Origin of the sequence: Stenotrophomonas sp. (genome assembly GCF_032103445.1) — a bacterium.
Lineage (GTDB): Bacteria > Pseudomonadota > Gammaproteobacteria > Xanthomonadales > Xanthomonadaceae > Stenotrophomonas.
This window is the reverse complement of record NZ_DAMDFR010000005.1, coordinates 1-26,423: the sequence shown is the minus strand read 5'-3', so window position 1 is coordinate 26,423 and position 26,423 is coordinate 1. Positions and strand designations below refer to the sequence as shown.

The following is a 26,423-nucleotide window of genomic DNA, read 5'->3' as shown; positions in this document are numbered from 1 at the left end:
GGCTTGCCCGGCTGGGGGCGCGCGCCGCGGGTTGGTCGGGCACCCGATTGGGCCGGTCGATCCAGGTTGGTCGCGCAGCCGGGCAAGCCCGGCTCTACGGCCATACGCTCGGGTACGGAGTGCATTGCTTTGCAAGCAATCAGCGATCAACGAAAATCCCCTCAATGCATCACATTTCCTCCAAGGCCCGTGCGTGAGCGCTGCAACCCCGTTTCCCAATCCGGCGCTGCGTCGCTCTGCTTCTGCTGACACCCTGATCGTGGCCGACGTCGGCGGTACCTATGCACGCGTGGCACTGGCCGACGTGGTCGCGGGCGCACCGCCACGCATTAGCGCGCTGCGCCGCTACGCCTGCGCCGATCACCCCAGCCTGGCCGCGATCCTGGCCGACTTCCGCGCCAGCCTGCCGCAGGCTCCAAACGCCGCCGTGGTGGCCATTGCCGGCGTCCTGAAAGGCGACGATCTGGTCAACACCAACCTGCCGTGGCCGGTGTCGGTGCAGGCGACCCGCCGCGACGCGCAGCTGGCGACGCTGGAACTGATCAATGACTTCGAGGCGGTGGCCTACGCGATTCCGTTCGTCGATGCGCAAGCGCGCGTGTCACTCACGCCGGACGCACCGCAGGCCAACGGGTGGCCCGCCTTGGTGCTCGGCGCAGGCACCGGCCTCGGTGCGGCGCTGCGGTTTGAAGCCGGTTCCCGCGCAGTACTGGCCAGCGAGGCCGGGCACGCCGCACTGGGCGCAGGCAACGCGCTGGAACTGCAGGTGCTGCAGCAGCTGCTGCAGCGCTGGGAGCACGTGGACAACGAACGCGTGCTGTCCGGCACCGGTCTCATGAATCTGTATCCGGCGCTGTGCGCGCTGCGCAGCACGCCGGCGCAGTGGACCACGCCGGAAGCGCTGATCAGCGCAGCGCTGGACGGCGAGGATGCCGTGGCGGTGGAAACGCTGGAGGTGTTCTGCGGCTGGCTCGGCAGTCTGGCCGGCGACCTCGCCGTGAGCTTCGGCGCGCGCTCGGTGTATCTGGCCGGCGGCATTTCCGCACACGTGGCCCGCTTCCTGCACGATGGCCGTTTCCGTGACCGCTTCCTGGCCAAGGGCGTGATGCGCCCGGTGCTGGAGCAGGTGCCGGTATGGCGGGTAGAACACGGCGAGCTGGGCGTGCTCGGTGCGGCCGTGTGGTACGACGAACATCGCCGCGCAGCGGCCTGACAATAAACCCGGCCCTCCCGGGGCCGGCACATGGCAACGGGAGAGGCAGCGCGTGACTGATCGCAGAACATTTCTTCAGGCCGGTGCGTTGGCCGCAGGCGTAGCCGCATTTCCGCGCGTACAGGCCAAGGCCAGTGGCAGGGCCCGCGTCGTCTCGACCTGGGATTTCGGCGTTGGAGCCAACCAGGCGGCATGGAAGGTGCTGGGCAACGGCGGCAGCGCACTGGACGCGGTGGAAGCCGGTGCGCGCTGGGCCGAGAGCGAGCTGTGCAATCCCACCGTGGGCCGCTGCGGCAACCCGGACCGGGACGGTGTGCTGAGCCTGGACGCCAGCATCATGAAGGGTGATGGCAGTTGCGGTTCGGTGGCGGCGCTGGTGGACATCGCGCACCCGGTTTCGGTTGCCCGCAGGGTGATGGAGCAGACCCCGCACGTGATGCTGGTGGGCGAGGGCGCACAGCAGTTCGCCATGCAGCAGGGCTTCAAGCGCGAGAAGCTGCTCACGCCGGAGGCGGAGAAGGCCTGGCGCGAGTGGCTGAAGACCGCACAGTACACACCGGAGATCAACGCCGAGCGCCGCAGCCGGCCGGGTGACAGCAGCAATCACGACACCTTGGGCATGCTGGCCGTGGACGCGCAGGGTCAACTGGCCGGTGCGTGCACCACCAGTGGCATGGCGTGGAAGCTGCACGGCCGCGTAGGCGACAGCCCGATCATCGGGGCCGGCCTGTACGTGGACAACGAAGTGGGCGCGGCCACCGCTTCGGGCGTGGGCGAAGAAATGATCCGCAACGCGGCGTCGTTCCTGGTGGTGGAACTGATGCGCCAGGGCCGCACCCCGGCGCAGGCCTGCCGCGAGGCAATTGCGCGAGTGGTGCGTAAACGGCCGGAGGCGAGCAAGACGCTGCAGGTGTGCTTCCTGGCACTGGGCCGGAATGGTGATGTGGGGGCGTACGCCCTGCACCGGGGGTTCGTGTACGCGGTGTGCGATGCCGAGCGCCAGGAGGATCTGCGCGACGCGGCGTCGGTGTACACCACGGAGCAGACCTGAGCATGGCGCACGTACTGGAAATCGCCTCGAACTCGGTGGCGTCGGCATTGGCCGCGCAGCGGGGTGGGGCAGATCGCATCGAGCTGTTCGACAACCTGGCCGAGGGCGGCACCACGCCGTCGTTCGGCAGCATCGCGCTGGCACGCGAGCAGTTGCAGATTCCGTTGTTCGTGCTGATCCGGCCGCGCCCGGGCGATTTTCATTACGACGCGCTGGAACGTGCGCTCATGCTGCGCGATATCCAGCAGTGCAGGGCACTGGGCTGCGACGGCGTGGTGATTGGCGCATTGGATGCGGAAGGCAACGTGGACGTTCCGTTGTGCCGTGAGCTGGTGCAGGCCGCAGGGCCGATGCAGGTCACCTTCCACCGCGCGTTCGACGCGGCGAGGGATCTTCCTGCCGCGCTGGAGGATGTAATTTCGCTCGGCTGCCAGCGGGTGCTGAGTTCGGGTGGCCAGGCCAGCGCGGAGGCTGGGGCTGATGTGCTGGCAGCGCTGGTGAAGCAGGCAGCGGGGCGCATCAGCGTCATGGCCGGTGCAGGGATCACGCCCGGCAACATCGCAGCGGTGGCGAAGGCGACCGGTTGCACGGAACTGCATGCCTCAGCCAAGGGTACGCGGCGTTCCGACATGCGATTCCAGAATCCTGCATTGGTTGGCTTGGCACCCGACTGGGTCGCCACCGACGCCGACGAAGTCGCCGCCTTGCGCTCGGCATTGGCCTGACTCCCCGCATCGGCGTCGCCGAATCAACGGCGGTGTCGATTTGGGGTCATGCGTTACCGGATGTTGGGGATTTCACGGCGATCGTCTGTCGACCGATCCCACCGGAGCCGCGAATGGGTTTTGATCTTCGATGGCCACCGACCCACTGTCGATGGCGGGTCGGGATGGGCTGGAGGGGGCGTGAGCCGCATGGATGCGGCGACCGAGGCTCCATGGATGGATTCACGCCGTCCCCCGGAACGCCCGTCCCGGGCCGCCAACCCAGGGAATCCGTGAACCACCGGCTGTTCGCCAAAAGCCAACGGCAGCCGGGCAAGCCCGGCTCTACGTACATCATGCAATCACGCAGTACGTGGAAATCGTGCAATTACGCAGTGCGCGGTAGTCGTGCAATCACGCAGTACGCGGAAATCGTGCAACCACGCAGACAAAAAAACGGCAGCCACCTGTACCAGCGCGGCTGCCGTGGAGGAACATCCCCCGCCGTGACGTGCGGCGGGGGTGGAACTCAGAACTTGTAGGTCGCGCCGAAGTACAGCTGGCGGCCGGTGTACAGGTTGGAGATCAGGCGGGCGTCGGTGTCGTTGCCCAGGTGGATACGCTGCTCCGACTTCGTGGCGTTCAGCACCGACGCAGTGAAGGTCAGCGAGTCGGTGAAGTTGTACGCAACGTTCAGATCCAGCTGATCGTACGGCTCGCTGTACTCGGTCATGCCCGCGGTCAGGCCACCCACGATTTCGCCACGGCGGTTATACGACGCACGTGCCAGGAACTTCTCGTTCTCGTAGAACACCGTCACGTTCGCCTGGTTCTTCGCGCTGCCGACCAGCGGCGAGGCACCCAGGTCCTGGCCGTCCAGCACGATCGACGCCAGGTTGGTGTCGTTGTAGGTGTAGTTCGCCTGCACGCCCAGACCGAAGTCGAAGGTGTACTGGCCGTACAGTTCCACGCCCTGCGACACGCCGTCACGGCCGTTCGCCTCGGTTTCGTAGTCCTGCACCGTCACCGTCTGGCCGCCCACTTCCATCTGCAGGTCGCGCACCACCGGAACCGTGAAGTTGTTCACTTCCTTGCGGAACAGGCCGATACCCGCCACCGCACCCGGCTTGAAGTACCACTCCAGACCGACGTCATACTGGTTGGCTTCGAACGGTTCCAGGTTCTTGTTGCTGCCGTGGCCCGCCCAGCCTTCCTCCGGTGCACCACCGGCCACGCGGCGGTCGTTCACATACTCGGCGCTGTAGTAGCTCAGTGCGCCCGGGGCCGCGATGCTGGTGTAGCTCGGGCGTGCGATCACCTTCGAGGCCGCACCACGCAGCACCAGGTTGTCGGTGATGTCCCAGGCGATGTTGAAGCTCGGCAGGAAGTCGGTGTAGGTCTTGTCCGAACCAATCAGCTCGAAGGTCTTCTCACGTGCCAGGTTGTCCGGCAGACGAATGAAGCCACTTTCACAACCGTAGGTCGGGAACGCGGCCGCGGCCGGGTCGTCGCACGACATCGGCGCGCCCGAGGCGTTGTCCAGGAAGTAGTCGTTGAAGCGTTCGATCGAATCGCTCGACTGCGCGAACTGCTCGGTACGCACCATGCGCACACCGACGTTACCGCGCAGACGCTCGGTACGGAAGTTGACCTGGAAATAGCCCGAGTAGATCTTCTCGTTGACGTTGTAGACGAAGTCTTCTTCAACCCGGTTGTGCGAACCGCCGTAGGTCTGGTTCAGATAGTTGATGTACGCCGGGTAGTTGATGCCCGGGAACACGTTCGCATCGAAGCCACCGCGGATGCCGCTGATCGGGTTGGACAGGAAGAAGCCCGGCTGGGCGATGCCCGCCGTGCTGTCACAGCCCGCCTGGTAGCGGTTGTTGTCATAGTCGGCCGGGTCGGTGCCCGGGCACACCCAGTAGGTGTTGCCGGTGTTGCGGTGGACCTTGCCGTCACGGTACTTCGCGCCGAACTGGATTGAATCCAGCCAGCCGGTTTCGAACAGCTTGGTGAAGTCGGCCTGGAAGTAGTTCTGCTCCACTTCCGTCTGCATCCACGACGAATCGGTCGAGCCGGTGTCCACTTCGGCAACGCCGTTCATCAGCTGCTGCTGCAGATCCGGTGAGAAGGTGACCGACGGCGTGCCGGTCAGGTCCCACGCGGTATAGCGGTTGCCGGCTTCCCACACGCCATCGACGCGGCGACGCGGCTTCGCCGACATGCGGAAGTTCATCGACGGGCCACCTTCCGACCAGGTCCGGCCGCCGGTGAACGACGCCTTCCACAGCGGGCTGATGTCCCAGTCGATGCTCAGGTCGGCGGTCTGCGACAGCGCCTTTTCGCGGCTGTAACCACCGGTCAGCTGCGGGGTCGGCACGGTGCAGTCGTCCGGGCCCCAGCCACCCGGGGCGAGGCCCGCGGCAGCAGCCTGGTCTTCACTGCAGTAGTAGGTCTTGCCGGCCTGCTTCTCGAACTCCGCACCCGTGACGATGGTGCCGCTGGGGTCCATGGTCAGGCCATTGAGCAGGCGACCGCCGGCCCAGTTGCCGTCCTGGTTGTAGCGCGCCATGTTCCATTCCGGCACCTTCAGCATGTGCTGCTCGTAGTTGCCGTCCAGCTCGAAGCGGAAGTAGTTCGCCGTCATCGTGACGTTGTCGATCGGCTTGAACTGGAAGGTGAACTGGCCACCCTTGCGCTCACGCTCTTCTTCCTTCACCGCGAAGTTCACCGAGGTGGGCATGAAGAAGTCGGTGTAGCTGCCGCCGTTCTGGTCGTTGAAGCCGGAGTTGCCCCACCAGTAATTGACACCGCCCTGGGTGATGTCGCGTCCATGCACGTCACGCGCCGTGGTGTCCATGCCGTACCACTGGTAGTTCTCGGAGGTGACCTCCATGGTGCGGCTGGTGCGCTTCTGCTGGGTCACGCCGACCAGCACGCCGAAGCGCTCGTCCTGGCTGTGCCAGGAGTACAGCGCCGAAGCCTGCGGATCCACGTCCTGGTGGGTGTCCGAGGAGGTGCCTTCCAGGGTGACGTAGCCGGAGTTGGATTCCATCTCCAGCGGGCGACGGGTGTGCAGGATGACCGTGCCGCCGATGCCGCCTTCGTCGATGCGCGCTTCCGGCGACTTGAACAGCTCGGCGCTGGACAGCATGTTCGACGGCAACAGGGTGTAGTTGAAGGAACGGCTGGCCTCGTCGTTGGTTTCCGAGGTGGCGATGTAGTTGCCGTTCAACTGGGTCAGGGTCAGGTCCGGGTCCAGACCACGCACGCTGACGCTCTTGCCTTCGCCGCCGTCACGGGTGATGACCACGCCCGGCACGCGCTGCAGCGAATCGGCGACGTTCTTGTCGGGGAACTTGCCCACGTCTTCGGCGGTGATCACTTCGACCACGGCGTTGGCGTCGCGCTTCTGCTGCAGGCTCTGCTCGATGGCGTAGCGGTAGCCGGTGACCTGGACGCTGTCCAGGGTGGTGGCATCGGCGCTCTGGGCCGGGGCAGCGGCGGGGGCGGCCTGCTGGGCGAGGACGGCCGGCGCAAAGGCGGCGGTCAGGGCGAAGGTGATCGCTGCCGACAGGACATGGCGACCGTTGTTACGGGACATCTGCTTCATTTCCACTCTCTCCCTCTCCTGGATCGAACTGGGGTGCTGGTACACGGATGTGATTGAATCGATCTAATCTTTGTGCCGATTTTTCTGGGGTAATCCGGGCTGCTCCCCCCAGCGCGCCACGGCCGCTGTATGACGGTTTAGAGTTGGATCGATCTAAACCGACGACGGGCGAATTTTAAACATGGCTGACACAAAAGCGCATGCTGCTCCGCAATAACTGAACAGGCGGGCGGTCGTTCATGTTGCGGCGCAGAATGCATCGATCCAAACCGGCGTGGTTTACTCCGCCACTTAAATCGATCTAAATTCCCGCCAGCGGGGATTTGCACGCCCATCGACCCACAGGAACCTCACTGCATGCGCCGATTGCCGTCCCTTCGCCCCCTTCCTGCCCTGCGCCGCCCCCTGCTGGGGCTGGCCTGTCTGACCGTGCTGGGCTTCACCCCGATGCTGCAGGCCGCACCGGCCGCGCTCGAGCGTGAGGTCAACACCTTCATCGGCAGCAAGGACGACGGCAATACCTTCCCGGGTGCCTCGGCCCCGTTCGGCCTGATCCAGGTCAGCCCGATCGGCGAGCACTACGCCGGCTGGCGCTATGACGACCCGAAGATCCGCGGTTTCGGCCATTCCTTCCTGTCCGGGGCCGGCTGCTGGGAGCAGGGCGGCCAGGTCTCGGTGCTGCCGGTGACCGGCAGCATCGGCCCGGGCGGCGACTTCGATACCGACAACGCCAAGAGCTTCGACCACAAGGCCTACGCCTCCAGCTACACCCATGAGGGCGAAGTAGGGCAGGCCGGCTATTACAAGGTGCGCCTGACCAGCTACGGCGGCATCGACGCCGAGGCCACCGCGCGCACCCGCGCCGCCGCCGAGCGCTATACCTTCCCGGCCGAGGCGGCCGAAGGCCACGTGCTGGTCAACGTCGGCCAGGCCAACGAGCGCCATTCGGTGATCGGCAGCGTGATCGACGTGGTCGGCGACCGCGTGGTGGAAGGCAAGCTGGTCACCAAGAGCTTCTGTGGCGGCCACCAGTACACCACCTGGTTCCGGATCGAGTTCGACCGTCCGTTCAAGGCCTTCGGCACCTGGGGTGAGGCCGGCGGTCTGCCCGGTGCACGCCATGGCATGGAAGGCGAGCAGAAGCCGAGCGGGGCCTGGCTGAGTTTCGACACCTCCAAGGGACGCGCGGTGACCGCCGTCAGCGCCATCTCGCACGTGGACGCCGAAGGCGCGCGCACCAACCTGCGCGAGGACGGCATGCAGAGCGGCAAGCTGCTCGGCTTTGAACGCATGCGCAGCCTGGCCCAGCAGCAGTGGCGCAAGGAACTGAACACCGTACGGGTGGACAGCAAGCACGCTGATGACCGCACCGTGCTGTACACCGCGCTGTACCACGCGCTGTTGCAGCCGCTGACCGGCAGCGACGCCGACGGCCGCTACCGCGGTTACGACGACCAGATCCACCGCGCCGACGGCTGGACCTACTACGAGTACTTCTCGCTGTGGGACACCTACCGCGCGCAGAACCAGTGGCTGGCACTGACCCGCCCCGAGGTCACCCGCGACATCGGCCGCACCCTGCTGGCGATCAACGAGCAGGGCGGTTGGCTGCCGCGCTGGGGCTACGCCAACTTTGAAACCAACATCATGACCGGTGACCCGGTCACCCCGTTCATGGCCGACCTGTGGCGCTTCGGCGCGCTCAAGGGCCGTGAGGCCGAGGCCTACACCGCGCTGCGCCGCAACGCGTTCGAGCTGCCGCCGATGAATTCCCGGCATGCCGGCCGCTCCGGCAACCCGGGCTATGTGCAGAACGGCTTCGTCGCCTATGACCGTGCGTTCCCCTCCAAGGGCATGGACGTGGACCCGCACCATGGCGGTTCGGCCACGCTGGAGTACGCCCTGGCCGACTGCGCGCTGGCGCAGATGGCCGACGGCCTGGGCCACAGTGCCGATGCCGGCGTGCTGCGCGAGCGCGGCCGCAACTGGAACAAGGTGTGGGATGCCTCGGTGCGCGATGAGGAGACCGGCATGAGCGGCTTCCCGCGGCCACGCATGGACGATGGCAAGTGGTACGTGCCGGCCGACGGTCACTACAGCCCGCGTTCGCATCATGGCTTCCACGAAGGCACTGCCTGGCAGTACCAGTGGCTGGCCCAGCAGGACATGCCGGGCCTGGTCCAGGCCATGCACGGCCGCGAACAGGCCGGCAAGCGCCTGGATGCCTTCTTCGCCTACGACGCGCTGCAGCAGTCGCCGCTGCAGGCCGCGCGCAAGGAATGGGTGGTCGGGCCGTACAGCTACTACAACCAGTACCGCTACAACCCGAACAACGAACCCGACCTGCACGCGCCGTGGATGTACACCCTGATCGGCCAGCCGTGGAAGACCGCCACGGTGGTACGCGCCGCGCAGCAGCTGTTCACCAACGCCCCGAACGGCGTGACCGGCAATGACGACCTGGGCACCATGTCGGCGTGGTACCTGTTCAGTGCGCTGGGCCTGTACCCGGCCGTGCCGGGCACCGGTGAGTTCCTGCTGCACACCCCGCGTTTCGCCAATGTGGAAGTGGACCTGGGCACCGGCCGCACGCTGAAGCTGCAGGCCCCGGGGGCCGAAGGCCGCACCCTGCAGTACATCCAGTCGGTGAAGGTCGACGGCCAGGACCAGGACAAGGTGTGGCTGGACTGGAACCGCCTGCAGCAGGGCGGCACCATCCGCTATGCACTCGGCACGCAGGCTCCGGAGAGCGGCTGGGGCACCTCGACCGGGGCACTGCCGGTGTCGTATTGCGCGACCCCGGGGGCGTCCCTGGAATGAGCCCGGCGTAGGCCGATGCGATCGTTTAGGCTTGCATCTCCCTTGACCCGCCCGATGCCACGATGAAAAAGGAACGTTCTACTGCCAGAGGGGCCGCCACGAAGGCATCGTCTTCGAAGGGGGCCGCTGCACCCACGTCACGCGCAAGCGGGCGTGCGGTGACTGTGACCGACATCGCCGAGGCCATCGGGGTCTCGCGCGCGACCGTGTCGCTGGTGCTGCGTGGCAGCCCGCTGGTCAACGTGGACACCCGTGCCCGGGTCGAGGCCGAGCTGCGCAAGCAGCGCTACGTCTACAACCGCAGCGCGGCCAACCTGCGCCGGCGCACCTCCAGCAGCGTGGCGCTGGTGATCAACGACCTGTCCAACCCTTTCTTCGCCGAATTCGCGTCCGGCGTGGACGAGGCACTGGGCGCGAAGGGTTACGTGACCCTGCTGGGCAGCACCGGCGAATCGCCGCAGCGCCAGCAGGCGGTGGTGTCCACGCTGATGGAACACACCCCGGCCGGGCTGATCCTGTCGCCGGCCGAGGGCACCGATGCCACCGAACTGCGCCAGGCGCTGGGCTTCAACGCCAACGTGCTGCTGTTCAACCGTGAGCTGAAAGGCGGGGACTGGGACTTCCTGACCCTGGACAACCAGCAGGGGGCCTACCTGGCCACGAAGCACCTGATCGAACGCGGGCATACCCGCATCGCGTTCTTCGGTGGCCATGCCGACTCCAGTTCCTGCCACCAGCGCCGAGCCGGCTACAAACAGGCGTTGAGCGAGGCCGGACTGCAGGTTCCGCCGCAGTGGATGATCGAATCCGCGCCCAACCGACTGGAAGCGGCCGCACGCACCGGGGAACTGTTCGCCGAGGGCGCACAGCCGACTGCAGCGGTCTGCTACAACGACACCGTCGCACTGGGGCTGATGCTGGGCCTGGCCTCGCGCGGCGTACACCCCGGTACCGAATTCGCGGTGACCGGTTTCGATGACATTTCAGAGGCAGCGGTGGCCCTGCCGCCGTTGACCACCCTGACCGTGAACCCGCGCGAGCGGGGCCGGCAGGCCGCTGAGCTGCTGCTGCACCGGCTCGACAACCCCACCGCACCGCCACAACGCACCGTGGCTCCAGTGCAGCTTCGCATCCGCGACAGCAGCGGCACCGCCGCCTGACATCGCATCCCTTTCATCTGCCCGTACCCTGAGACGCGTCCCGCATGCCCATCTCTCCAACGCCCCGACTGCCCACTTCGTCTTCGTCCGCGCCCGTGGTCAACACGCGCGTCGCGCTGGCGGTGGCCACCACGATCTTCTTCATGTGGGGCTTCCTGACCTGCCTCAACGACATTCTGATTCCGCATCTGAAGGCGGTGTTCGAACTGAACTATGCGCGCGCGATGCTGGTGCAGTTCACCTTCTTCGGTGCGTACTTCCTGATGTCGCTGCCGGCCGGTCGGCTGGTCGCGCACCTGGGCTACAAGAAGGGCATCGTCGCCGGTCTGGCGATTGCCGCAGTGGGCGCGCTGGGCTTCTGGCCGGCGGCCGAACTGCGTGTGTACGAAGCCTTCCTCGGCGCGCTGTTCGTGCTGGCCACCGGCATCACCGTGCTGCAGGTGGCGGCCAATCCGTACGTGGCGCTGCTGGGGCCGGAGCAGACCGCGTCCAGCCGCCTGACCCTGGCCCAGGCGCTGAACTCGCTGGGTACCGCGATCGCGCCGATCTTCGGTGGCTTGCTGATCCTCGGCAACACCGTGAAGAGCGCCGATGAGCTGGCCGCGCTGAGCGCCGCCGAGCAGCTGGCCTACCGTACCCAGGAAGCCCAGTCGGTGCAGGGCCCGTACGTCGGCCTGGCAATCGCGCTGGCGTTGCTGGCGGTGTTTGTCTATCTGTTCCGCCTGCCGGCGTTGAACGAAACCACCGAGCAGGCAGACCCGGTCAAGCACACCCTGATGGATGCGCTGCGCCACCGCCATGTGCTGTTCGGCGTGCTGGGCATCTTCTTCTACGTTGGCGCGGAAGTGTCGATCGGCAGCTTCCTGGTCAATTACCTGTCGATGCCGAACATCGGCGGCTTCACCGAACAGCAGGCCACCGGTTTCGTGTCGGCCTACTGGACCATGGCGATGATCGGGCGCTTCGCCGGCTCGGCGATCATGGTCCGCTTCTCACCGCGCATGCTGCTGACCATCTTCGCCGCCGCCAACGTGGCGCTGCTGGCGCTGACCATGAGCACCGAGGGTCATGTCGCGGTGTACTCGGTGGTCGCAATTGGCCTGTTCAACTCGATCATGTTCCCGACCATCTTCGCGCTCAGCATCGAGCGCCTGGGCGCGCTGACCAACAAGGCCTCCAGCCTGTTGATCATGGCCATTGTCGGCGGCGCGATCGTGCCGTTCCTGCAGGGCCTGCTGGCCGACCGCATCGGCCTGCATCTGTCCTTCATCCTGCCGTTGCTGTGCTACGGCTACATCCTGTTCTATGGCATGTGGGGCTCGCGCCCACGTGCCGGTTTCAGCCAGGGGGGCTGAGCGCGTCATGACCAAGATTGTGTGTTTCGGCGAAATTTTGATCGATCTACTTGCGCAGCCGCCGGCCACGCCGGATACCCCGCGCGCGTTCCTGCAGTACGCCGGCGGGGCACCCGCCAACGTCGCCGTGGCTGCCGCGAAGCTGGGTGCGGACACCCATTTCGCCGGCATGCTTGGCCAGGACATGTTCGGTGACTTCCTGGCGCAGAGCCTGAGCGACGCCGGCGTGGCCACCGACTGCATCGTGCGTACCGACCAGGCCAAGACCGCGCTGGCGTTCGTGGCGCTGGACGCGCACGGCGAGCGCAGCTTCAGCTTCTACCGGCCGCCGGCTGCGGACCTGCTGTTCCGCGCCGAGCACTTCCAGCCAGCCTGCTTCGAGGGCACGCGCACCTTCCATGTGTGTTCCAACAGCCTGACCGAGGCCGAGATCGCAGAGGCCACGCTGCAGGGCATGCAGCGCGCCCGCGCCGCCGGTGCGCTGGTCAGCCTGGACCTCAACCTGCGTCCCTCGCTGTGGCCGGCCGATGTCGACCCGACCCCGCGTCTGTGGGAGGCCCTGAAGCTGGCCGAGCTGGTCAAGCTGTCGCGCGAGGAGCTCGACTATCTGGCGGCACCGCTGGGTATCGACGGTGGCGATGCGGTGATCCAGCGCCTGCTGGGTGCCAATGCGCAGGCCGTGGTGGTCACGGACGGGGCCGCGCCGATGCGCTGGTTCACCCGCCACGACCAGGGCACGGTGACCGGCTTCCAGGTGCCTACGGTGGACAGCACCGCCGCCGGCGACGCCTTCGTGGCCGGGCTGTTGTTCGCACTTGGTGAGCGCGAGGCCGATGGCAATGCCTTCGCTGATTTCTGTCGCGAGGCTGGCGGCCTGCGCGAGGCGATCCGTTTCGGTGCCGCCGTCGGCGCCCTGGCCGTCACCCGCAAGGGCGCGTTCGCCGCCATGCCCAGCCTGGCCGAAGTGACACAACTGCTGCAGCAACAACAGGACACCGCCGCATGACCACGCTCGTACCGCCCCAGCCTGATTTCCGTTCGCCCGAGTTCCTGCGCGCACACATCGCGCAGACCATGGCGTTCTACCAGCCGCACGAGATCGATCCGAACGGCGGTTTCTTCCACTACTACCGTGACGACGGCAGCGTGTACGACGCCAGCCACCGGCATCTGGTCAGCAGCACCCGTTTCGTGTTCAACCACGCCATGGCGTACCGCGAGTTCGGAAAGCCTGAAGACCTGAAGGCCGTGGAGCACGGCATTGCCTACCTGCGCGACGTGCACCGCAACCCGGCCACCGGCGGCTACGCCTGGACCCTGCGCGACGGCGTGGTTGAAGATGCCACCAACCATTGCTACGGCGTGGCGTTCGTGCTGCTGGCCTACAGCTGTGCGCTGAAGGCCGGCATTGGCGAAGCCCGGCAGTGGATGGACGAAACCTGGCAGCTGCTGGAATCGCGTTTCTGGGAGCCCGAATTCGGCCTGTACAAGGACGAAGCCGACGCCGACTGGAACTTCAGCGACTACCGTGGCCAGAACGCCAACATGCACATGTGCGAGGCCATGCTGGCGGCATTCGAGGCCAGTGGCGAACAGCGCTATCTGCAGCGGGCGCTGCTGCTGGCCGACCACACGACCCGCCGCCAGGCCGCGCAGGGTGAAGGCCTGGTGTGGGAGCACTACGACACCCAGTGGAAGATCGACTGGAACTACAACCTCGACAACCCCAAGCACCTGTTCCGCCCGTGGGGCTTCCAGCCTGGCCACCAGACCGAGTGGGCGAAGCTGTTGCTGATCCTGGATCGTCACGTTCAGGCCGACTGGCTGGTGCCGACCGCGCGTCATCTGTTCGACGTGGCGGTGGAACGCAGCTGGGATGCCGAACGCGGTGGCCTGTACTACGGCTTCGCGCCGGATGGCAGCGTGTGCGATGACGACAAGTACTTCTGGGTGCAGGCCGAGTCGCTGGCCACCGCGGCGCTGCTGGCCAAGCGCACCGGTGAGTCTGTGTACTGGGAGTGGTACGACAAGTTGTGGGCGTACGCCTGGCAGCACATGATCGACCACCAGTTCGGCGCGTGGTACCGCATCCTGGATGCGGACAACCACAAGTACAGCGACGAGAAGAGCCCGGCCGGCAAGACCGATTACCACACCATGGGCGCATGCCACGAAGTGCTGAACGTGGTGCGTTGACGTAGAGACGCGCCATGCGCGTCTTCGTGGTAATGATCGGCCGTATTGCCACGCTCTGCGTGGCTTCGCGATGTTGGAATGACCGTATTGCCACGCCCTGCGTGGCTTCGCGGCAATGATCGGCCGTAGAGACGCGCCACGCGCGTCTGCGCGGTGTCTGGGTGGGTCTAAGCCACGCAGGGCGTGGCTCTACGGAGGATGTATGCAGCGATTGGGCGTTCTGCTTCTCATTCTGCTTTGGGCGCTGCCAGCCGCAGCCACCCCGCTTGCGGCCCAATGGTCCTTCCGCCTCCTCCCTGGCAACGCCCAGGCCACCGCGCACCCCGAAGCCACCGAGTGGCGCAGCGCCCAGATCCCCGGCTCCGTCCACACCGACCTGCTAGCGCACAAGCTGATTCCCAACCCCTACGCAGGCGCACCCGAAGCCGGCCTGCAATGGATCGGCCTCGCCGACTGGGAATACCAGGCCCGCTTCGACGTGGACCCTGCCACGCTGGCCCGCAAGCACGCCGAACTGACCTTCGAGGGTCTGGACACCTTCGCCGAAGTCACCCTCAACGGCCGCCCGCTGCTGAAAGCCAACAACAGCCACCGCACCTGGCGCGCCCGCGTCGATGGCCGCCTGAAAGCGCACGACAACACCCTGCGCATCGTGTTCCGTTCGCCGATCACCACGCTGCTGCCCGGCGTGCAGGCGATGCCGCACAAGATTGCCGGTAACTATCCATCCCCTTACGGCGATGAGCCCAAGGACGCGATGGTCGGCAACTTCGTGCGCAAGCCCGGCTACCACTTCGGCTGGGACTGGGGTCCGCGTTACGTGACGGCGGGCATCTGGCGTCCGGTCACGCTGGACAGCTGGGACGCGCAGCGCATCACCGATGTGGCCGTGCAGACGCAGGCGCTGGATGAAACGCGGGCGACTCTGCAGGTGGACGTGGAGATTGAACGCGCGGTCGCCGGCAACGCCGATGTGCAGGTGACGCTGATCGACCCGGACGGCCGCGTCGCCGCCACCGTCGAGCAGAAGGCCAGCCTGCGCAAGGGCAACCAGGTGGTTTCCGTACCCGTGCAGCTGGCCAACCCGCGTCGCTGGTGGCCGGTGGGCTACGGCGAGCAGGCGCGCTACACCGTGCGCACCGTGGTCGACGCCGGCAAGCAGGGCAGGGTGGAGCAGCAACTTCGCACCGGCCTGCGCACGGTGGAACTGCGTCGTGAAGTGGACCGCGATGGTGGCCAGGGCTTCGCCTTCGTCATCAACGGCGTGCCGATCTTCGCCAAGGGCGCGAACGTGATTCCGTTTGACGCGTTCCCGGCCCGGGTGGACGCCGCGCGGTTGCGTCGTGACCTCACCGCCGCACGCGACGCCAACATGAACATGGTCCGCAACTGGGGCGGCGGCTACTACGAGGATTCGACGTTCTTCGACATTGCCGACGAGCTCGGCCTGCTGGTCTGGCAGGACTTCATGTTCGGCGGCGGCATGCAGCCCGGTTACGACCCGGCGTTCCGCCAGAACGTGGTGGCCGAAGCGCGCGACAATGTGCGCCGCCTGCGTCGCCACCCCAGCATCGTGCTGTGGTGTGGCAACAACGAAGAAGAAACCGCCTGGAAGGATTGGGGCCACGGCCGCGACCTGACCGCAGCCGACCCGGTGTTCGCGAAGAAGATATGGCAGGGTTACGTGGACCTGTTCGGCCAAGACCTGCGCGCGGTGGTGAGCGAGCATGGGCTGGGCGTGCCGTACTGGTCGAGTTCGCCCAGCAACGACCTGGACGAGAAGGCCAACGACTCCACCCGTGGCGACAAGCACTACTGGCAGGTGTGGGGCAATCCGGCGCTGCCGGTGCAGGCGTATCTGCGCGAGACCCCGCGTTTCATGTCCGAGTACGGCCTCCAGGCGTGGCCATCGCTGCGCACGCTGGAGGGGATCATTCCCGCCGACCAGCAGCAGGTGGACAGCCCGGTGGTGAAGGCGCACCAGAAGTTCATGGCGGGCGAGGGCAACCAGCGCCTGCTGCAGTACATCGAGCGTGAGTTCGGTACGCCGCGCAATTTTGATGACTTCGTCTACCTGAGCCAGGTCACCCAGGCTGAAGGCATCGCGTTGGCCGCGCTGCACCATCGTGCGTCACGCCCGTACACCATGGGCTCGCTGTACTGGCAGCTCAATGATGTGTGGCCGGGCGCGTCGTGGTCGAGCGTTGATTACGACGGGCGCTGGAAGGCGTTGCATTTCCACGCCAAACGGTTCTTTGCCGGGCATGCCGTCGCTGCGCTGCGCGACGAGGGCGTAACCCGGGTGAGTCTGCTCAACGACCGTACCGAGCCGCTGCGCGGGGCGTGGCGATTGCGGGTGATGGGAGTGGATGGCCGCGTGCGTAGTGATGAGCGCAAGGCGGTGACGGTGCCCCCGTTGGCTGCGTTGGAGGTCGGGCGGTTCACGGATGCGCAGCTGCTGGGCAAGGCGGATCCGAAGCGCACCGTGGCCGTGGCGGAGCTGCTGGACGGTGAGCAGGTGATATCGCGGCAGGTGGTGTATTTCGCTGCGGCCAAGGACATGCGCCTGCCGCAGGCAAAGATCGTCAGTCGCTGGGTTCGCGAGGGTGATGACAGCGTGCTGGAGCTGCGCTCTGCACAGCTGGCGCGCGGGGTGTGGGTGGAGTTCGACGGCTTCGATGCCGTGCTGGACGACAACGCGCTGGATCTGGTGCCGGGTGAGCCGGTGCGGATCCGGGTGAAGGCGGAGCAGAGTGCCAAGGCGTTGGCGGACGCGTTGCGGGTGCGTCACGTGGCCGAGGCAATGGGCCGGTAATCGAACGCGGCCCGGGAGGGTCGCGGACACGCATGGCGTGTCCCTACATTGCCGCGTAGGGACGCGCCATGCGCGTCCGCCGCGGTGCTGGTACTACAACGTGATCTGCTGGAAATTCTCAACCCGGTTGTGGCCATGCGTGGCCTCACCGGTGCGGGGCAGCGGGTAATCCTGCAGGCGGTCCAGCAGACGGGTCTGCAAACCAGCCTCGCGCGCCGCATCCAACTCTTCCACCACGTCCGACAGGAACACAATCTCCCCAGCCGGCACACCAATCGCCTGCACAATGTTGCGGTAGCTCTCGGCCTCACGCTTGCCGCCGATCTCCGTGTCGAACCAGCCTGACACCAGCGCAGTCAGGTCACCCGCTTCGCTGAAGCCGAAGAACTGCTTCTGCGCCGGCACCGAACCGGACGAGTACACGTACAGCGACTTGCCCTGTGCGTGCCAGCCCTTCAGCACCGCGGCCACTTCCGGATAGAAGTGCGCCTGGTAGTCGCCGCGCTCGTAGCCGCTCTTCCAGATCATGCCCTGCAGCGCCTTCAGCGCCGTGTGCTTGCGGTCCTGGTCGATCCAGCCCTGCAGGGTTTCCACCACCAGCGTGTCCTGGCAGGCACCGCCGATCTCGGCGGCCACCGCGTCCAGCCAGCGGCGCACTTCAGGCTCCTGCCCATGCGCGGCAACGAATGCCGGCAGCGCCTTGCGCGCATACGGGAACAGCACGTTCTTGACGAACGAGATGCTGCTGGTGGTGCCTTCGATATCGGTCAAAACAACGCGGGGCGAATGCGACATGGATCAGGAAGCCTGGGTAGGGATGTAACGGGGGAATTTCTGCGCGATATCGGTGCCGGTGAAGTGACCGACCCAGCCGTCCGGCTCGGTGAAGAAGCGGATCGCAACAAAGCTGGGTTCTTCGCCCATGTCGAACCAATGGGTGGTGCTGTCCGGCACGGCGATCAGATCGTCCTTCACGCACTCGATCTCATAGACCTTGTCGCCCACGTGCAGGGTGAACAGGCCGGAGCCGGCGACGAAGAAGCGCACCTCATCTTCCTTGTGGAAGTGTTCGTCGAGGAACTTCTTGCGCAGCTCGGCACGGTTGGGGTTGTCCGGGGCGATCGAGGCCACGTCCACGCTCTTGAAGCCGCGTTCGGCCACCAGCCGGTCGATATCGGTGCGATAGGCCGCGAACACCTCGTCCTGGCTGGCACCGGGGGCCACGTCATGGGCCGCCTGCCAGCGCTCGAAGGTCACGCCGATCTTGTTCAGTTCATCGGTGATCACGACGCCGTCCTGGGTGTCCAGCAACGGGGCCTCGGGGGCGGTGTCATTGAAGATGCGCAGTCGGCTCATGGCGGCAGCTTGAACGTGGGAACGGGGGTCTTAAAGGGTAGCAGCCGCAGCCCGGAGTTGGGGGCGCGGCGTAATGACGCGGGGGAAGCAGCATATGCCCCATCCGCGTGAAATCTGAATGTGCGCGCCGTCCGTACGCGACCGGGGTGCATCTACACGGGCGTTCAGAGCCCGCGCAGCTTCCTCAGCTCCAGCTCGCAATGGAACAGGAACTCAAACGCTTCCAGATGCCGGCGCGCTTCCGCCATGTCCCGGCCCCACGCATACAGCCCGTGGCCGTCAATCAGATACCCCCACAGGCACTGCTGGTCGAGCAGGGCATCGACCTGGGCCGAGAGCACGTTCATGTCCTGGGTGTTGGCAAACACCGGCACTTCAATGGCCATTTCGTGCGTGCTGTTGCCATGGAAGGCCTTCAGCAGCTCGTAGCCTTCCAGCCGGATGTGCCCCTGCGCGGCATACAGGCGCGAGGCCACGGTCTGCACGGGGGAGTGCGTATGCAGCACGCAGCCCACTTCCGGGAAGCGGCGATACAGCTGGGTATGCAGCAGGGTTTCCGCCGACGGCCGCAGCGGCCGACCCACGGCCTGGCCATCGAAGTCCACGACCATGATGTCGTCTTCGATCAGCCGGCCCTTGTCCTTGCCGGACACGGTAATGGCCGCATGCTGGTCATCCAGCCGATGCGAGAAGTTGCTGCTGGTCGCCGGCGTCCAACCGGCCTGGGCCAGCTCACGCACGTTGTCGATCAGGACCTGGGCCAGCTGGCTGAGGCGGGTGGGGTCGTAGGGGGTGTTCATGTTGACGATTTTAACGGGGTTTCGGTTGGTTGGTCGCGAAAAGCGGGTTTCCTGGGGGAGTCCGGTCGGCCCACAGGCTGCGGGAGTGCCGCTTTTGCTTTTCGGCTCCGTCACCGACGACCTCTGTCGAGGGTGGGTCGGGATGGGCTGGAGGGGGCGTGAGCCGCATGGATGCGGCGATCGAGGCTACAGGGACGTACTTGCGCCGTCCCCCGGAACGCCCGTCCCGATCCACCCAAACAGGGGTCAATACAGAGCCACCGCTCTTGATCTTCGCGGGATCGCCGAATACCCCGGGGAGCCGGCCAGCGGCCGGCACTACCAGAAGCGTCCGGAGTTAACGCCCGCGAAGGCGGCTGTGCTTGAACCCGTACAGGAAGTAGATCGCAAACCCGATCACCGTCCAGCCAATCATGAGCATCCAGTTGTGCAGCGTCATCGCCGACAGCAGCGCCAGGCAGCTCAGCACGCCCAGGCTGCACACCAGCCACGCCGCGGGAATCCGGAACGGACGCGGCAGGTCCGGCTGGGTGCGGCGCAGGATCAGCACCCCCGCGCACACCGCCGCGAAGGCAATCAGCGTGCCCATCGAGGTCAGCTCACCCAGCACGTCCAGCGGGAACAACGCCGCCAGCAGCGCAATGCCAATGCCGGTGATCACCGTATTGATGTGCGGCGTGCGGTAGGTCGGATGGATCTTGGTGAACACCGGCGGCAGCAGCCCGTCACGGCCCATGATCATGAAGATGCGCGGCTGTGCGATCACCATCACCAGCACCACCGAGGACAAGCCGATCAGCGCGCCGATCTCCACCACCACCCGCAACCAGCCCAGCTGCGGATGCGCGGCCACCGCCGTCACCACCGGCTCGTCGGTGCCCAGCAGGTTGTACGGCACCAGGCCGGTCATCACCGCCGCCATTGCGATGTACAGCACTGTGCAGATCACCAGCGACAGCATCATGCCGATCGGCATGTCGCGCTGCGGCCTGTGTGATTCCTGCGCCGCCACCGATACCGCCTCGAACCCGATGTAGGCAAAGAACACCATCGCCGCGCCGCGCAGCACGCCTTCCATGCCGTACTTGCCCGGGCCCTGGTTCTCCGGAATGAACGGGGTCCAGTTGGCCGGGTCCACATACTTCCAGCCAACCACGATCACCAGGATGATCAGGCCGGTCTTCAGGACCACCATCGCCATGTTCATCGCCGAGGACTTGCTGATGCCCACGTAGCACAGCCAGGTCAGCAGCAGTACCAGAATGGCGGCCGGCACATTCGCAATCGCCCCGGTCGGGCGCAACTGCGCATCCAGCGGCGCACTCACCAGCGCGGCCGGTAGATGGATATCGAAATGGCTTAGCAGGCTGAGGAAGTAGCCGGTCCAGCTGACCGCCACCGCCGACGCCGAGACCCCGTACTCCAGCACCAGCATCCAGCCGATGAACCAGGCCGAGAGCTCGCCGAAGGTGGCGTAGGTATAGGTGTAGGCACTGCCCGACACCGGCACCATCGAGGCGAACTCGGCATAGGCCAGCGCGCAGAAGGCGCAGCAGATGGCTGCCAGCACGAACGACAGCATGATCGCCGGGCCGGCATGGTTGGCTGCGGCCTGACCGGTGATCACGAAAATGCCGCCGCCGATCACCGCGCCGATGCCCAGCGCGGTCAGGCCCCAGGGGCCCAGGTGGCGCTTCAGGCTCAGGCCGTTGGCATCTTCATGGGCAGCATGCGGGTGCTTGGTGGCCCACAGTTGTTTAAGCATGTGTTTGGGTCTTGTCGGGTGAAAACGAACGGGCCGGCACTGGGCCGGCCCGTTGCGGAATTATGACTGCTTGGCGAGCTTGCTGTTGCGGATGCCGTAGCCGAAATAGATCAGCAGGCCCAGCACGGTCCAGCCCACGAACAGGTGCCAGTGCACCGCGAACGCCTGCCAGAACAGGAACAGACAGATCAGCGCACCCAAGGGGGCGATCAGCCACACGGCGGGGACCCGGAACGGCCGCTCCATCTCCGGGCGGGTGCGGCGCAGCACCAGGACCCCGATGCACACCGTGGCGAACGCCAGCAGGGTGCCCATCGAGACCAGCTCACCCAGTACGTTCAGCGGTACCAGCCCGGCCAGCGCGGCGGCGATCACACCGACCACAATGGTCGCCGCGTACGGGGTCCGGAAACGGGTGTGGACCTTGCCGAACACCTTCGGCAGCAGGCCGTCGCGGGAGATGGTGTAGGCGATGCGGGTCTGGCCCATCATCATCACCAGCACCACCGAGGACAAACCGGCAATCGCGCCGATTTCCACGGCGATCTTCAGCCCGACCAGGCTCGGGTAGGGTTCCAGCGCGGTGGCGACCGGCTTGTCGGTGCCCAGCAGGTGGTACGGCATCATGCCGGTCAGCACCGCACAGACGATGATGTAGACCACGGTGCACACGGCCAGCGAGCCGAGCAGGCCGATCGGCATGTTGCGCTGCGGGTTCTTGGTTTCACCGGCGGCGGTGGAGACCGCGTCGAAGCCGATGTAGGCGAAGAACACGATGGTCGCCGCGCGGAACACGCCGCTCCAGCCGAACTGGCCGTCCACGCCGGTGTTTTCGGGAATGAAGGGGGTCCAGTTGGCCGGGTCGATATGCGCTGCGCCAATGCCGATGAACAGGCAGATCACGGTGACCTTGATCGCCACGATGATCGCGTTGACGAACGCCGACTGGGTCACGCCCACATACAGCAGGCCTGATACCGCCGCCACGATCAGCACTGCCGGCAGGTTGAACAGCTTGCCGGAGGAGACAAACTCCTGACCGGTCCAGGCAATGGGCGCGGCACTGAGTGCGTCCGGGAACGGCATGTGCAGCGTGGTGGTGATGAAGCTGATCAGGTAGGCCGACCAGCCCACAGCGACCGAAGCCGAGGCGAACAGGTACTCCAGCACCAGACACCAGCCGATGAACCAGGCCATGCCTTCGCCGAGGGTGGCGTAGGAATAGGAGTAGGCGCTGCCGGAGACCGGCATCATTGCCGCGAACTCGGCGTAGCACAGGCCGGCCAGGGCACAGGCGAAGCCGGCGATCACGAACGACAGCATGACGGCGGGGCCGGCATGGTTGGCGGCGGCCTGGCCGGTCAGCACGAAGATACCCGCGCCAATCACCGCGCCGATGCCCAGCAGGATGAGGTGTCTCGCGGTGAGGGTCCGTTTCAGTGTGGCTTCGCCATCCAGGCTGCCTTCGATCGGCTCACCGGCATCGACGTGCCCGGCCGGTGCCACCGGTTTGACCCTCAACAGAGACTTCAGCATGCAGTGCTTCCCGTAACGCGAGGCCAGGCCCCGCTGAATGGAATGAGCGGGGCGCGATACATTGCCGCGCCCCCTTGATTGGGATGGTGCCGCCCCAACGGGCGACCCGCTGTACCTTAGCCAAAGCTGAAGCCTGCGCACAAGCGCAAATGCAGCATCGGCGGCGATAATGGGTCAAATCCGTCTGCGCCCCCCGATTCCATGTCGCTGAACTCTGAATCCCTTGTAGGACAAGACGCCGCTCTGCGTGAGCAACTGGCGGACTACGCCCGCCGGCACCCCGAACACGCCGCGCTGGCTGACGAATTCAGCACACTTCTGGACGATGCCGAGAACCCGTTCCTGCGCAGCCGGCTGGCCGGGCATTTCACCGGCAGTGCCTGGCTGGTCAGCGCCGACGGTGAGCGCATCCTGCTGACCCATCACCGCAAGCTGGACCGCTGGCTGCAGCTGGGTGGGCATGCCGACGGCGAGCGCGACCTGGCCAAGGTGGCGCTGACGGAGGCGGAGGAGGAATCCGGCCTGGGCGGGCTGGTACTGGAGGACGGGGTGCTGTTCGACATCGACAAGCACTGGATTCCCGAGCGCAAGGACGTGCCAGGCCATTGGCATTACGACGCCCGCTACGTGGTGCGGGCGCTGGGCAGCGAGGTGTTCGTGGTCAGCGAGGAGTCGCTGGCGCTGGCCTGGCGCACGGTGGCCGAGGTCGCGGCGGAGGCGATTGCGACCCCGGATGGTGATCAGTCGTTGCCGCGCATGGCGAAGCGGTGGTTGGCGCGATAAGGCCGTACCGACCACCGGTCGGTACCTACCTCAATACAACACGCGCGTCCGCAGCGTGCCCGGAATCGCCGCCAGTTCCTCGCGCACCGCCGCGGCCTGCTCCTCGCTGGCGGTGATGTCGATCACTACATAACCCACCTTGGGGTCGGTGCGCAGGAACTGGCCGTCGATGTTGACGTTGTGGCGCGAGAAGATCTCGTTGACCTTGGACAGCACGCCCGGCACGTTCTGGTGGATGTGCAGCAGGCGCAGGCTGTCGGCGTGCTCGGGCAGGGTGACTTCCGGGAAGTTGACCGCCGACAGGGTGCTGCCGTTGTCGCTGTAGCGCACCAGCTTGGCCGCCACTTCAACACCAATGTTGTCCTGCGCTTCCAGCGTGCTGCCGCCGACGTGCGGGGTCAGAATCACGTTGTCATGCGCGGTCAGCGGCGACACGAAGGCGTCGCCATTGCCCTTGGGCTCAACCGGGAACACGTCCAGCGCCGCGCCGCCGATATGCCCTGAGTGCAGGGCGGCGTCCAGTGCATCGATATCGACCACGGTGCCGCGCGCGGCATTGATCAGGTGTGCACCCGGGCGCATCTTCGCCAGCTGCGGCGCGCCGATCATCCACTGCGTGGCGGCGGTTTCCGGGACATGCACGGTGACGATGTCGGCGCGGGCCAGAAGGTCGTCCAGGTCAATCGCCGCGCGGGCGTTGCCCAGCGACAGCTTGGTTTCGATGTCATGGAAGATCACCTGCATGCCCATGGCTTCGGCCATGACGCCGACCTGGGTGCCGATATGGCCATAGCCGATGATGCCCAGCGTTTTGCCGCGCACTTCATGGCTGCCGGCGGCCGATTTCGACCAGCCGCCGCGATGGCACTCGGCGTTCTTCTGCGGAATGCCGCGGGTGAGCATGATTGCTTCGGCAATCACCAGTTCGGCGACGCTGCGGGTGTTGGAGTAGGGCGCATTGAACACCGGAATGCCGGCCAGTTCCGCCGCTTCCAGGTCGACCTGGTTGGTGCCGATGCAGAAGCAGCCCACCGCCATCAGGCGCTTGGCATGGGCAAGCACGTCGGCGCTGAGCTGGGTGCGCGAGCGGATGCCGACGATGTGCGCCTCGGCGATGCGCGCCTTCAGCTCCTCGTCCGGCAGCGCCTTGCTGTGCACCTCGATCTGCGAATAACCGGCGGCGCTGAACACGTCGATGGCGGTCTGGCTGACCCCCTCGAGCAACAGCACACGGATATCCTGCTTGGGGAACGAGGTCTTCTTCGGCGACATGGGTACGCTGCAGCACGGTGGAGAGGGTGGACCACTATGCCAGAACGGGGCGGCGATGGTGCGTTGCGCCATGGGGATTGCCGGTGGTTTCAGATGCATCTTTTCCGCCGGGCGTTCCGCCGCCTTGCGGCGGTCGCACCACCAACGGTGGTGCGCTACCCTTGGTGGTTTAACGCTCTTGAGCCGCCATGACCGACCCGCGCCTTGAATCGCTGTTGCAGGACTGCCCCGGGCTGCGGCTCAAGACCGATGCGGCCGACCTGGAGCATTACGGGCGCGACTGGACCCGCCGCTGGACGCCGGCCCCGCTCGCCATTGCCTTGCCGGCCAGCGTGGAGGAGGTGCAGGCGGTGCTGCGCTGGTGCAGTGCCCAGGGCGTGGCGGTGGTGCCCTCAGGTGGCCGCACCGGGCTCTCCGGTGGGGCGGTGGCCGCGAACGGCGAGCTGGTGCTCAGCCTGGAGCGGATGAACAAGCCGCTGGCGTTCAATGCGGTGGACCGCACCCTGACCGTGCAGGCTGGCATGGCACTGGAAGCGGTGCACAATGCGGCGCTGGAACACGGACTGATCTACCCGGTGGATTTCGCCGCACGCGGTTCCTGTTCGATTGGCGGCAACATCGCCACCAATGCCGGCGGCATCCGGGTTATCCGTTATGGCAACACGCGCGAATGGATTGCCGGCCTGAAAGTGGTCACCGTCAGCGGCGAGCTGCTGGAACTGAACAAGGGGCTGATCAAGAACTCCAGTGGCTACGACTTCCGCCAGCTGCTGATCGCCTCGGAAGGCACCCTCGGGGTGATCGTCGAGGCCACCCTGAAGCTCACCGACCCGCCGCCGGCCAGCAACGTGATGCTGCTGGCACTGCCCTCGTTCGAGGTGCTGATGGAGGTGTTCGCGGCTTTCCGCGAGCGCCTGCAGCTGCAGGCCTTCGAGTTCTTCACCGACCGCGCGCTGGAGCACGTGCTGGCGCATGGCGCACAGGCCCCGTTTGCCGAGGTGCATCCTTTCTACGTGGTGACCGAGTTCGCCGCCGGCGACGAGGCCCAGGAGGCCGCTGCCATGGCCGCGTTCGAGACCTGCATGGAGCAGGGCTGGGTGAGCGATGGCGTGGTCAGCCAGAGCGATGCACAGGCGGCGCAGCTGTGGCGGCTGCGCGAAGGCATCACCGAGGCGGTGGCGCGCTACAAGCCGTACAAGAATGACGTTTCCGTCCGTATTTCGTCGATGCCGGCCTTCCTGGCCCAGACCCAGGCCCTGATCGGCGAGGCTTATCCGCACTTCGACGTGGTCTGGTTCGGCCATATCGGCGACGGCAACCTGCACATCAACGTGCTCAAGCCCGACGGCACCGCCGACGCCGAGTTCCTGCAGCAGTGCGAGCACGTGACCAAGCTGCTGGCGCAGGTGCTGAAGGACTTCGATGGCAGCATTTCCGCCGAACATGGGATCGGATTGGTCAAGAAGGGCTATCTGGACAGCACCCGTGGCCCGGCCGAAATCGCGCTGATGAAGGCGGTCAAACGCTCGTTTGATCCCCAAGGTTTGCTGAATCCCGGCAAGGTTTTTGACCTGTAGGACGCGACAGTTCTTCACGCACCCGATACGCTCTGTGCTTTCCCGCCTGAATGACACCCTGATGATGCGTCCGATTCTTGTTGTTGCCGTGCTTGCTCTGTCGCTGCCGCTTTCGGCCCTGGCTTCCAGCTTCGCCGGCTCCTCGGCCGGTTCCGCATCCGGTGCCTCGTCGGCTGGCTCGTCCAGTTCCGATGATGACAAGGTGGTGCTGGACGCGCGCGAAGACGCGGCCGCCTTCGTGGCCAGCGACGGTGCCATCCGAGGTGCCCGTCTGGAAGCCGCGCTGCTGCACCTGCGCGAGCGTGATGCTGCCCAGCGCGAGGCCAGCGACATGGCCCTGGCGCGGACCCTGCTGGCGCGCTGATGCGTTTACGCCGCTGGGCCCTGCGCCAGTGCGCGGCGGTCCT

The 26,423-nt window shown here is 66.1% G+C and carries 19 protein-coding genes; 12 read left to right on the top strand and 7 right to left on the bottom strand.

Going from position 1 to position 26,423, the window contains the following annotated elements; genetic code table 11:
- The first annotated feature begins 193 nt into the window (after positions 1-193).
- From RT551_RS03260 to RT551_RS03250, 3 genes are read left to right on the top strand one after another with little or no spacing between them, the layout of a single operon-like run.
- On the top strand, positions 194-1,213 hold the full coding sequence (locus RT551_RS03260) for a glucokinase (RefSeq protein WP_313455642.1): 1,020 nt from the start codon (positions 194-196) through the stop codon (positions 1,211-1,213).
- A gap of 52 nt (positions 1,214-1,265) precedes the next feature.
- Positions 1,266-2,264, top strand: coding sequence for a N(4)-(beta-N-acetylglucosaminyl)-L-asparaginase (locus tag RT551_RS03255; RefSeq protein WP_313455641.1), 999 nt, complete (start codon positions 1,266-1,268; stop codon positions 2,262-2,264).
- A 2-nt stretch (positions 2,265-2,266) separates the two neighbouring features.
- Complete coding sequence (locus tag RT551_RS03250; RefSeq protein ID WP_313455640.1) at positions 2,267-2,989, top strand: copper homeostasis protein CutC; 723 nt, start codon at positions 2,267-2,269, stop codon at positions 2,987-2,989.
- Between the two features lie 508 nt (positions 2,990-3,497).
- On the opposite strand, the gene RT551_RS03245 is transcribed toward RT551_RS03250, so the two are convergent.
- Positions 3,498-6,581 (bottom strand): TonB-dependent receptor, encoded by a 3,084-nt coding sequence (locus tag RT551_RS03245; protein WP_313455639.1) that lies wholly within the window; start codon positions 6,579-6,581, stop codon positions 3,498-3,500.
- Between the two features lie 447 nt (positions 6,582-7,028).
- Between RT551_RS03245 and RT551_RS03240 the strand changes: the two genes are divergently transcribed.
- The 6 genes from RT551_RS03240 (at position 7,029) to RT551_RS03215 (ending at position 16,927) form a co-directional block, all read left to right on the top strand.
- Positions 7,029-9,401: a GH92 family glycosyl hydrolase gene (locus tag RT551_RS03240; RefSeq protein ID WP_313455775.1), complete on the top strand. Its 2,373-nt coding sequence runs from the start codon at positions 7,029-7,031 to the stop codon at positions 9,399-9,401.
- Positions 9,402-9,463: 62 nt separating this feature from the next.
- Positions 9,464-10,561, top strand: coding sequence for a LacI family DNA-binding transcriptional regulator (locus RT551_RS03235; protein WP_313455638.1), 1,098 nt, complete (start codon positions 9,464-9,466; stop codon positions 10,559-10,561).
- Between the two features lie 44 nt (positions 10,562-10,605).
- On the top strand, positions 10,606-11,916 hold the full coding sequence (gene fucP, locus RT551_RS03230) for an L-fucose:H+ symporter permease (protein WP_313455636.1): 1,311 nt from the start codon (positions 10,606-10,608) through the stop codon (positions 11,914-11,916).
- A 7-nt stretch (positions 11,917-11,923) separates the two neighbouring features.
- A complete protein-coding gene (locus tag RT551_RS03225; protein ID WP_313455634.1) occupies positions 11,924-12,922 on the top strand; it encodes a carbohydrate kinase in 999 nt (332 codons plus the stop codon).
- The gene (locus tag RT551_RS03220; protein WP_313455632.1) at positions 12,919-14,112 is read left to right on the top strand and encodes an AGE family epimerase/isomerase; all 1,194 of its coding nucleotides are present in this window, start codon (positions 12,919-12,921) and stop codon (positions 14,110-14,112) included. Before RT551_RS03225 ends, RT551_RS03220 begins: the two co-directional genes overlap by 4 nt.
- A 202-nt stretch (positions 14,113-14,314) precedes the next feature.
- Entirely contained in the window at positions 14,315-16,927 is a 2,613-nt protein-coding gene (locus RT551_RS03215) for a glycoside hydrolase family 2 protein (RefSeq protein ID WP_313455631.1), read from the top strand.
- Between the two features lie 93 nt (positions 16,928-17,020).
- Here the strand turns inward: RT551_RS03215 and mtnC are convergent, their stop codons facing one another.
- From mtnC to RT551_RS03190, 5 genes are all read right to left on the bottom strand, one after another.
- A complete protein-coding gene (mtnC, locus tag RT551_RS03210) occupies positions 17,021-17,722 on the bottom strand; it encodes an acireductone synthase (protein WP_313455629.1) in 702 nt (233 codons plus the stop codon).
- A 3-nt stretch (positions 17,723-17,725) separates the two neighbouring features.
- Positions 17,726-18,283 carry an acireductone dioxygenase gene (locus tag RT551_RS03205; RefSeq protein ID WP_313455627.1) on the bottom strand — a complete coding sequence of 186 codons (558 nt, stop codon included), beginning with the start codon at positions 18,281-18,283 and terminating at the stop codon, positions 17,726-17,728.
- A gap of 164 nt (positions 18,284-18,447) precedes the next feature.
- Positions 18,448-19,083, bottom strand: coding sequence for a methylthioribulose 1-phosphate dehydratase (locus RT551_RS03200; protein WP_125359231.1), 636 nt, complete (start codon positions 19,081-19,083; stop codon positions 18,448-18,450).
- Positions 19,084-19,420: 337 nt separating this feature from the next.
- Positions 19,421-20,848, bottom strand: a complete 1,428-nt coding sequence (locus RT551_RS03195) for an amino acid permease (protein ID WP_313455625.1) — start codon at positions 20,846-20,848, stop codon at positions 19,421-19,423.
- Positions 20,849-20,908: 60 nt separating this feature from the next.
- The gene (locus tag RT551_RS03190; protein ID WP_313455623.1) at positions 20,909-22,384 is read right to left on the bottom strand and encodes an amino acid permease; all 1,476 of its coding nucleotides are present in this window, start codon (positions 22,382-22,384) and stop codon (positions 20,909-20,911) included.
- 201 nt (positions 22,385-22,585) lie between these two features.
- Here RT551_RS03190 and RT551_RS03185 point away from each other — a divergent pair, with 201 nt between their 5' ends.
- On the top strand, positions 22,586-23,167 hold the full coding sequence (locus RT551_RS03185) for an NUDIX hydrolase (protein ID WP_313455621.1): 582 nt from the start codon (positions 22,586-22,588) through the stop codon (positions 23,165-23,167).
- A 30-nt stretch (positions 23,168-23,197) separates the two neighbouring features.
- On the opposite strand, the gene serA is transcribed toward RT551_RS03185, so the two are convergent.
- Positions 23,198-24,439 carry a phosphoglycerate dehydrogenase gene (gene serA, locus RT551_RS03180; protein ID WP_313455619.1) on the bottom strand — a complete coding sequence of 414 codons (1,242 nt, stop codon included), beginning with the start codon at positions 24,437-24,439 and terminating at the stop codon, positions 23,198-23,200.
- A 188-nt stretch (positions 24,440-24,627) separates the two neighbouring features.
- On the opposite strand from serA, the gene RT551_RS03175 reads away from it, so the two are divergent.
- Together RT551_RS03175 and RT551_RS03170 are read left to right on the top strand one after the other, a co-directional pair.
- Positions 24,628-26,016, top strand: coding sequence for an FAD-binding oxidoreductase (locus RT551_RS03175; RefSeq protein WP_313455618.1), 1,389 nt, complete (start codon positions 24,628-24,630; stop codon positions 26,014-26,016).
- Between the two features lie 61 nt (positions 26,017-26,077).
- Positions 26,078-26,380 carry a DUF2388 domain-containing protein gene (locus RT551_RS03170; RefSeq protein WP_311191075.1) on the top strand — a complete coding sequence of 101 codons (303 nt, stop codon included), beginning with the start codon at positions 26,078-26,080 and terminating at the stop codon, positions 26,378-26,380.
- Positions 26,381-26,423 lie beyond the last annotated feature (43 nt).

Excerpts from the sequence above, each read along its gene's own strand:
- RT551_RS03205 (WP_313455627.1), bottom strand. The coding sequence starts at position 18,283 with ATGAGCCGACTGCGCATCTTCAATGACACCGCCCCCGAGGCCCCGTTG.
- RT551_RS03175 (WP_313455618.1), top strand. The coding sequence starts at position 24,628 with ATGACCGACCCGCGCCTTGAATCGCTGTTGCAGGACTGCCCCGGGCTG.
- RT551_RS03195 (WP_313455625.1), bottom strand. The coding sequence starts at position 20,848 with ATGCTTAAACAACTGTGGGCCACCAAGCACCCGCATGCTGCCCATGAA.
- RT551_RS03220 (WP_313455632.1), top strand. The coding sequence starts at position 12,919 with ATGACCACGCTCGTACCGCCCCAGCCTGATTTCCGTTCGCCCGAGTTC.
- fucP (WP_313455636.1), top strand. The coding sequence starts at position 10,606 with ATGCCCATCTCTCCAACGCCCCGACTGCCCACTTCGTCTTCGTCCGCG.
- RT551_RS03190 (WP_313455623.1), bottom strand. The coding sequence starts at position 22,384 with ATGCTGAAGTCTCTGTTGAGGGTCAAACCGGTGGCACCGGCCGGGCAC.
- RT551_RS03200 (WP_125359231.1), bottom strand. The coding sequence starts at position 19,083 with ATGAACACCCCCTACGACCCCACCCGCCTCAGCCAGCTGGCCCAGGTC.
- RT551_RS03245 (WP_313455639.1), bottom strand. The coding sequence starts at position 6,581 with ATGAAGCAGATGTCCCGTAACAACGGTCGCCATGTCCTGTCGGCAGCG.
- RT551_RS03170 (WP_311191075.1), top strand. The coding sequence starts at position 26,078 with ATGATGCGTCCGATTCTTGTTGTTGCCGTGCTTGCTCTGTCGCTGCCG.
- mtnC (WP_313455629.1), bottom strand. The coding sequence starts at position 17,722 with ATGTCGCATTCGCCCCGCGTTGTTTTGACCGATATCGAAGGCACCACC.
- serA (WP_313455619.1), bottom strand. The coding sequence starts at position 24,439 with ATGTCGCCGAAGAAGACCTCGTTCCCCAAGCAGGATATCCGTGTGCTG.
- RT551_RS03235 (WP_313455638.1), top strand. The coding sequence starts at position 9,464 with ATGAAAAAGGAACGTTCTACTGCCAGAGGGGCCGCCACGAAGGCATCG.
- RT551_RS03225 (WP_313455634.1), top strand. The coding sequence starts at position 11,924 with ATGACCAAGATTGTGTGTTTCGGCGAAATTTTGATCGATCTACTTGCG.
- RT551_RS03215 (WP_313455631.1), top strand. The coding sequence starts at position 14,315 with ATGCAGCGATTGGGCGTTCTGCTTCTCATTCTGCTTTGGGCGCTGCCA.
- RT551_RS03185 (WP_313455621.1), top strand. The coding sequence starts at position 22,586 with ATGTCGCTGAACTCTGAATCCCTTGTAGGACAAGACGCCGCTCTGCGT.
- RT551_RS03240 (WP_313455775.1), top strand. The coding sequence starts at position 7,029 with ATGCTGCAGGCCGCACCGGCCGCGCTCGAGCGTGAGGTCAACACCTTC.
- RT551_RS03250 (WP_313455640.1), top strand. The coding sequence starts at position 2,267 with ATGGCGCACGTACTGGAAATCGCCTCGAACTCGGTGGCGTCGGCATTG.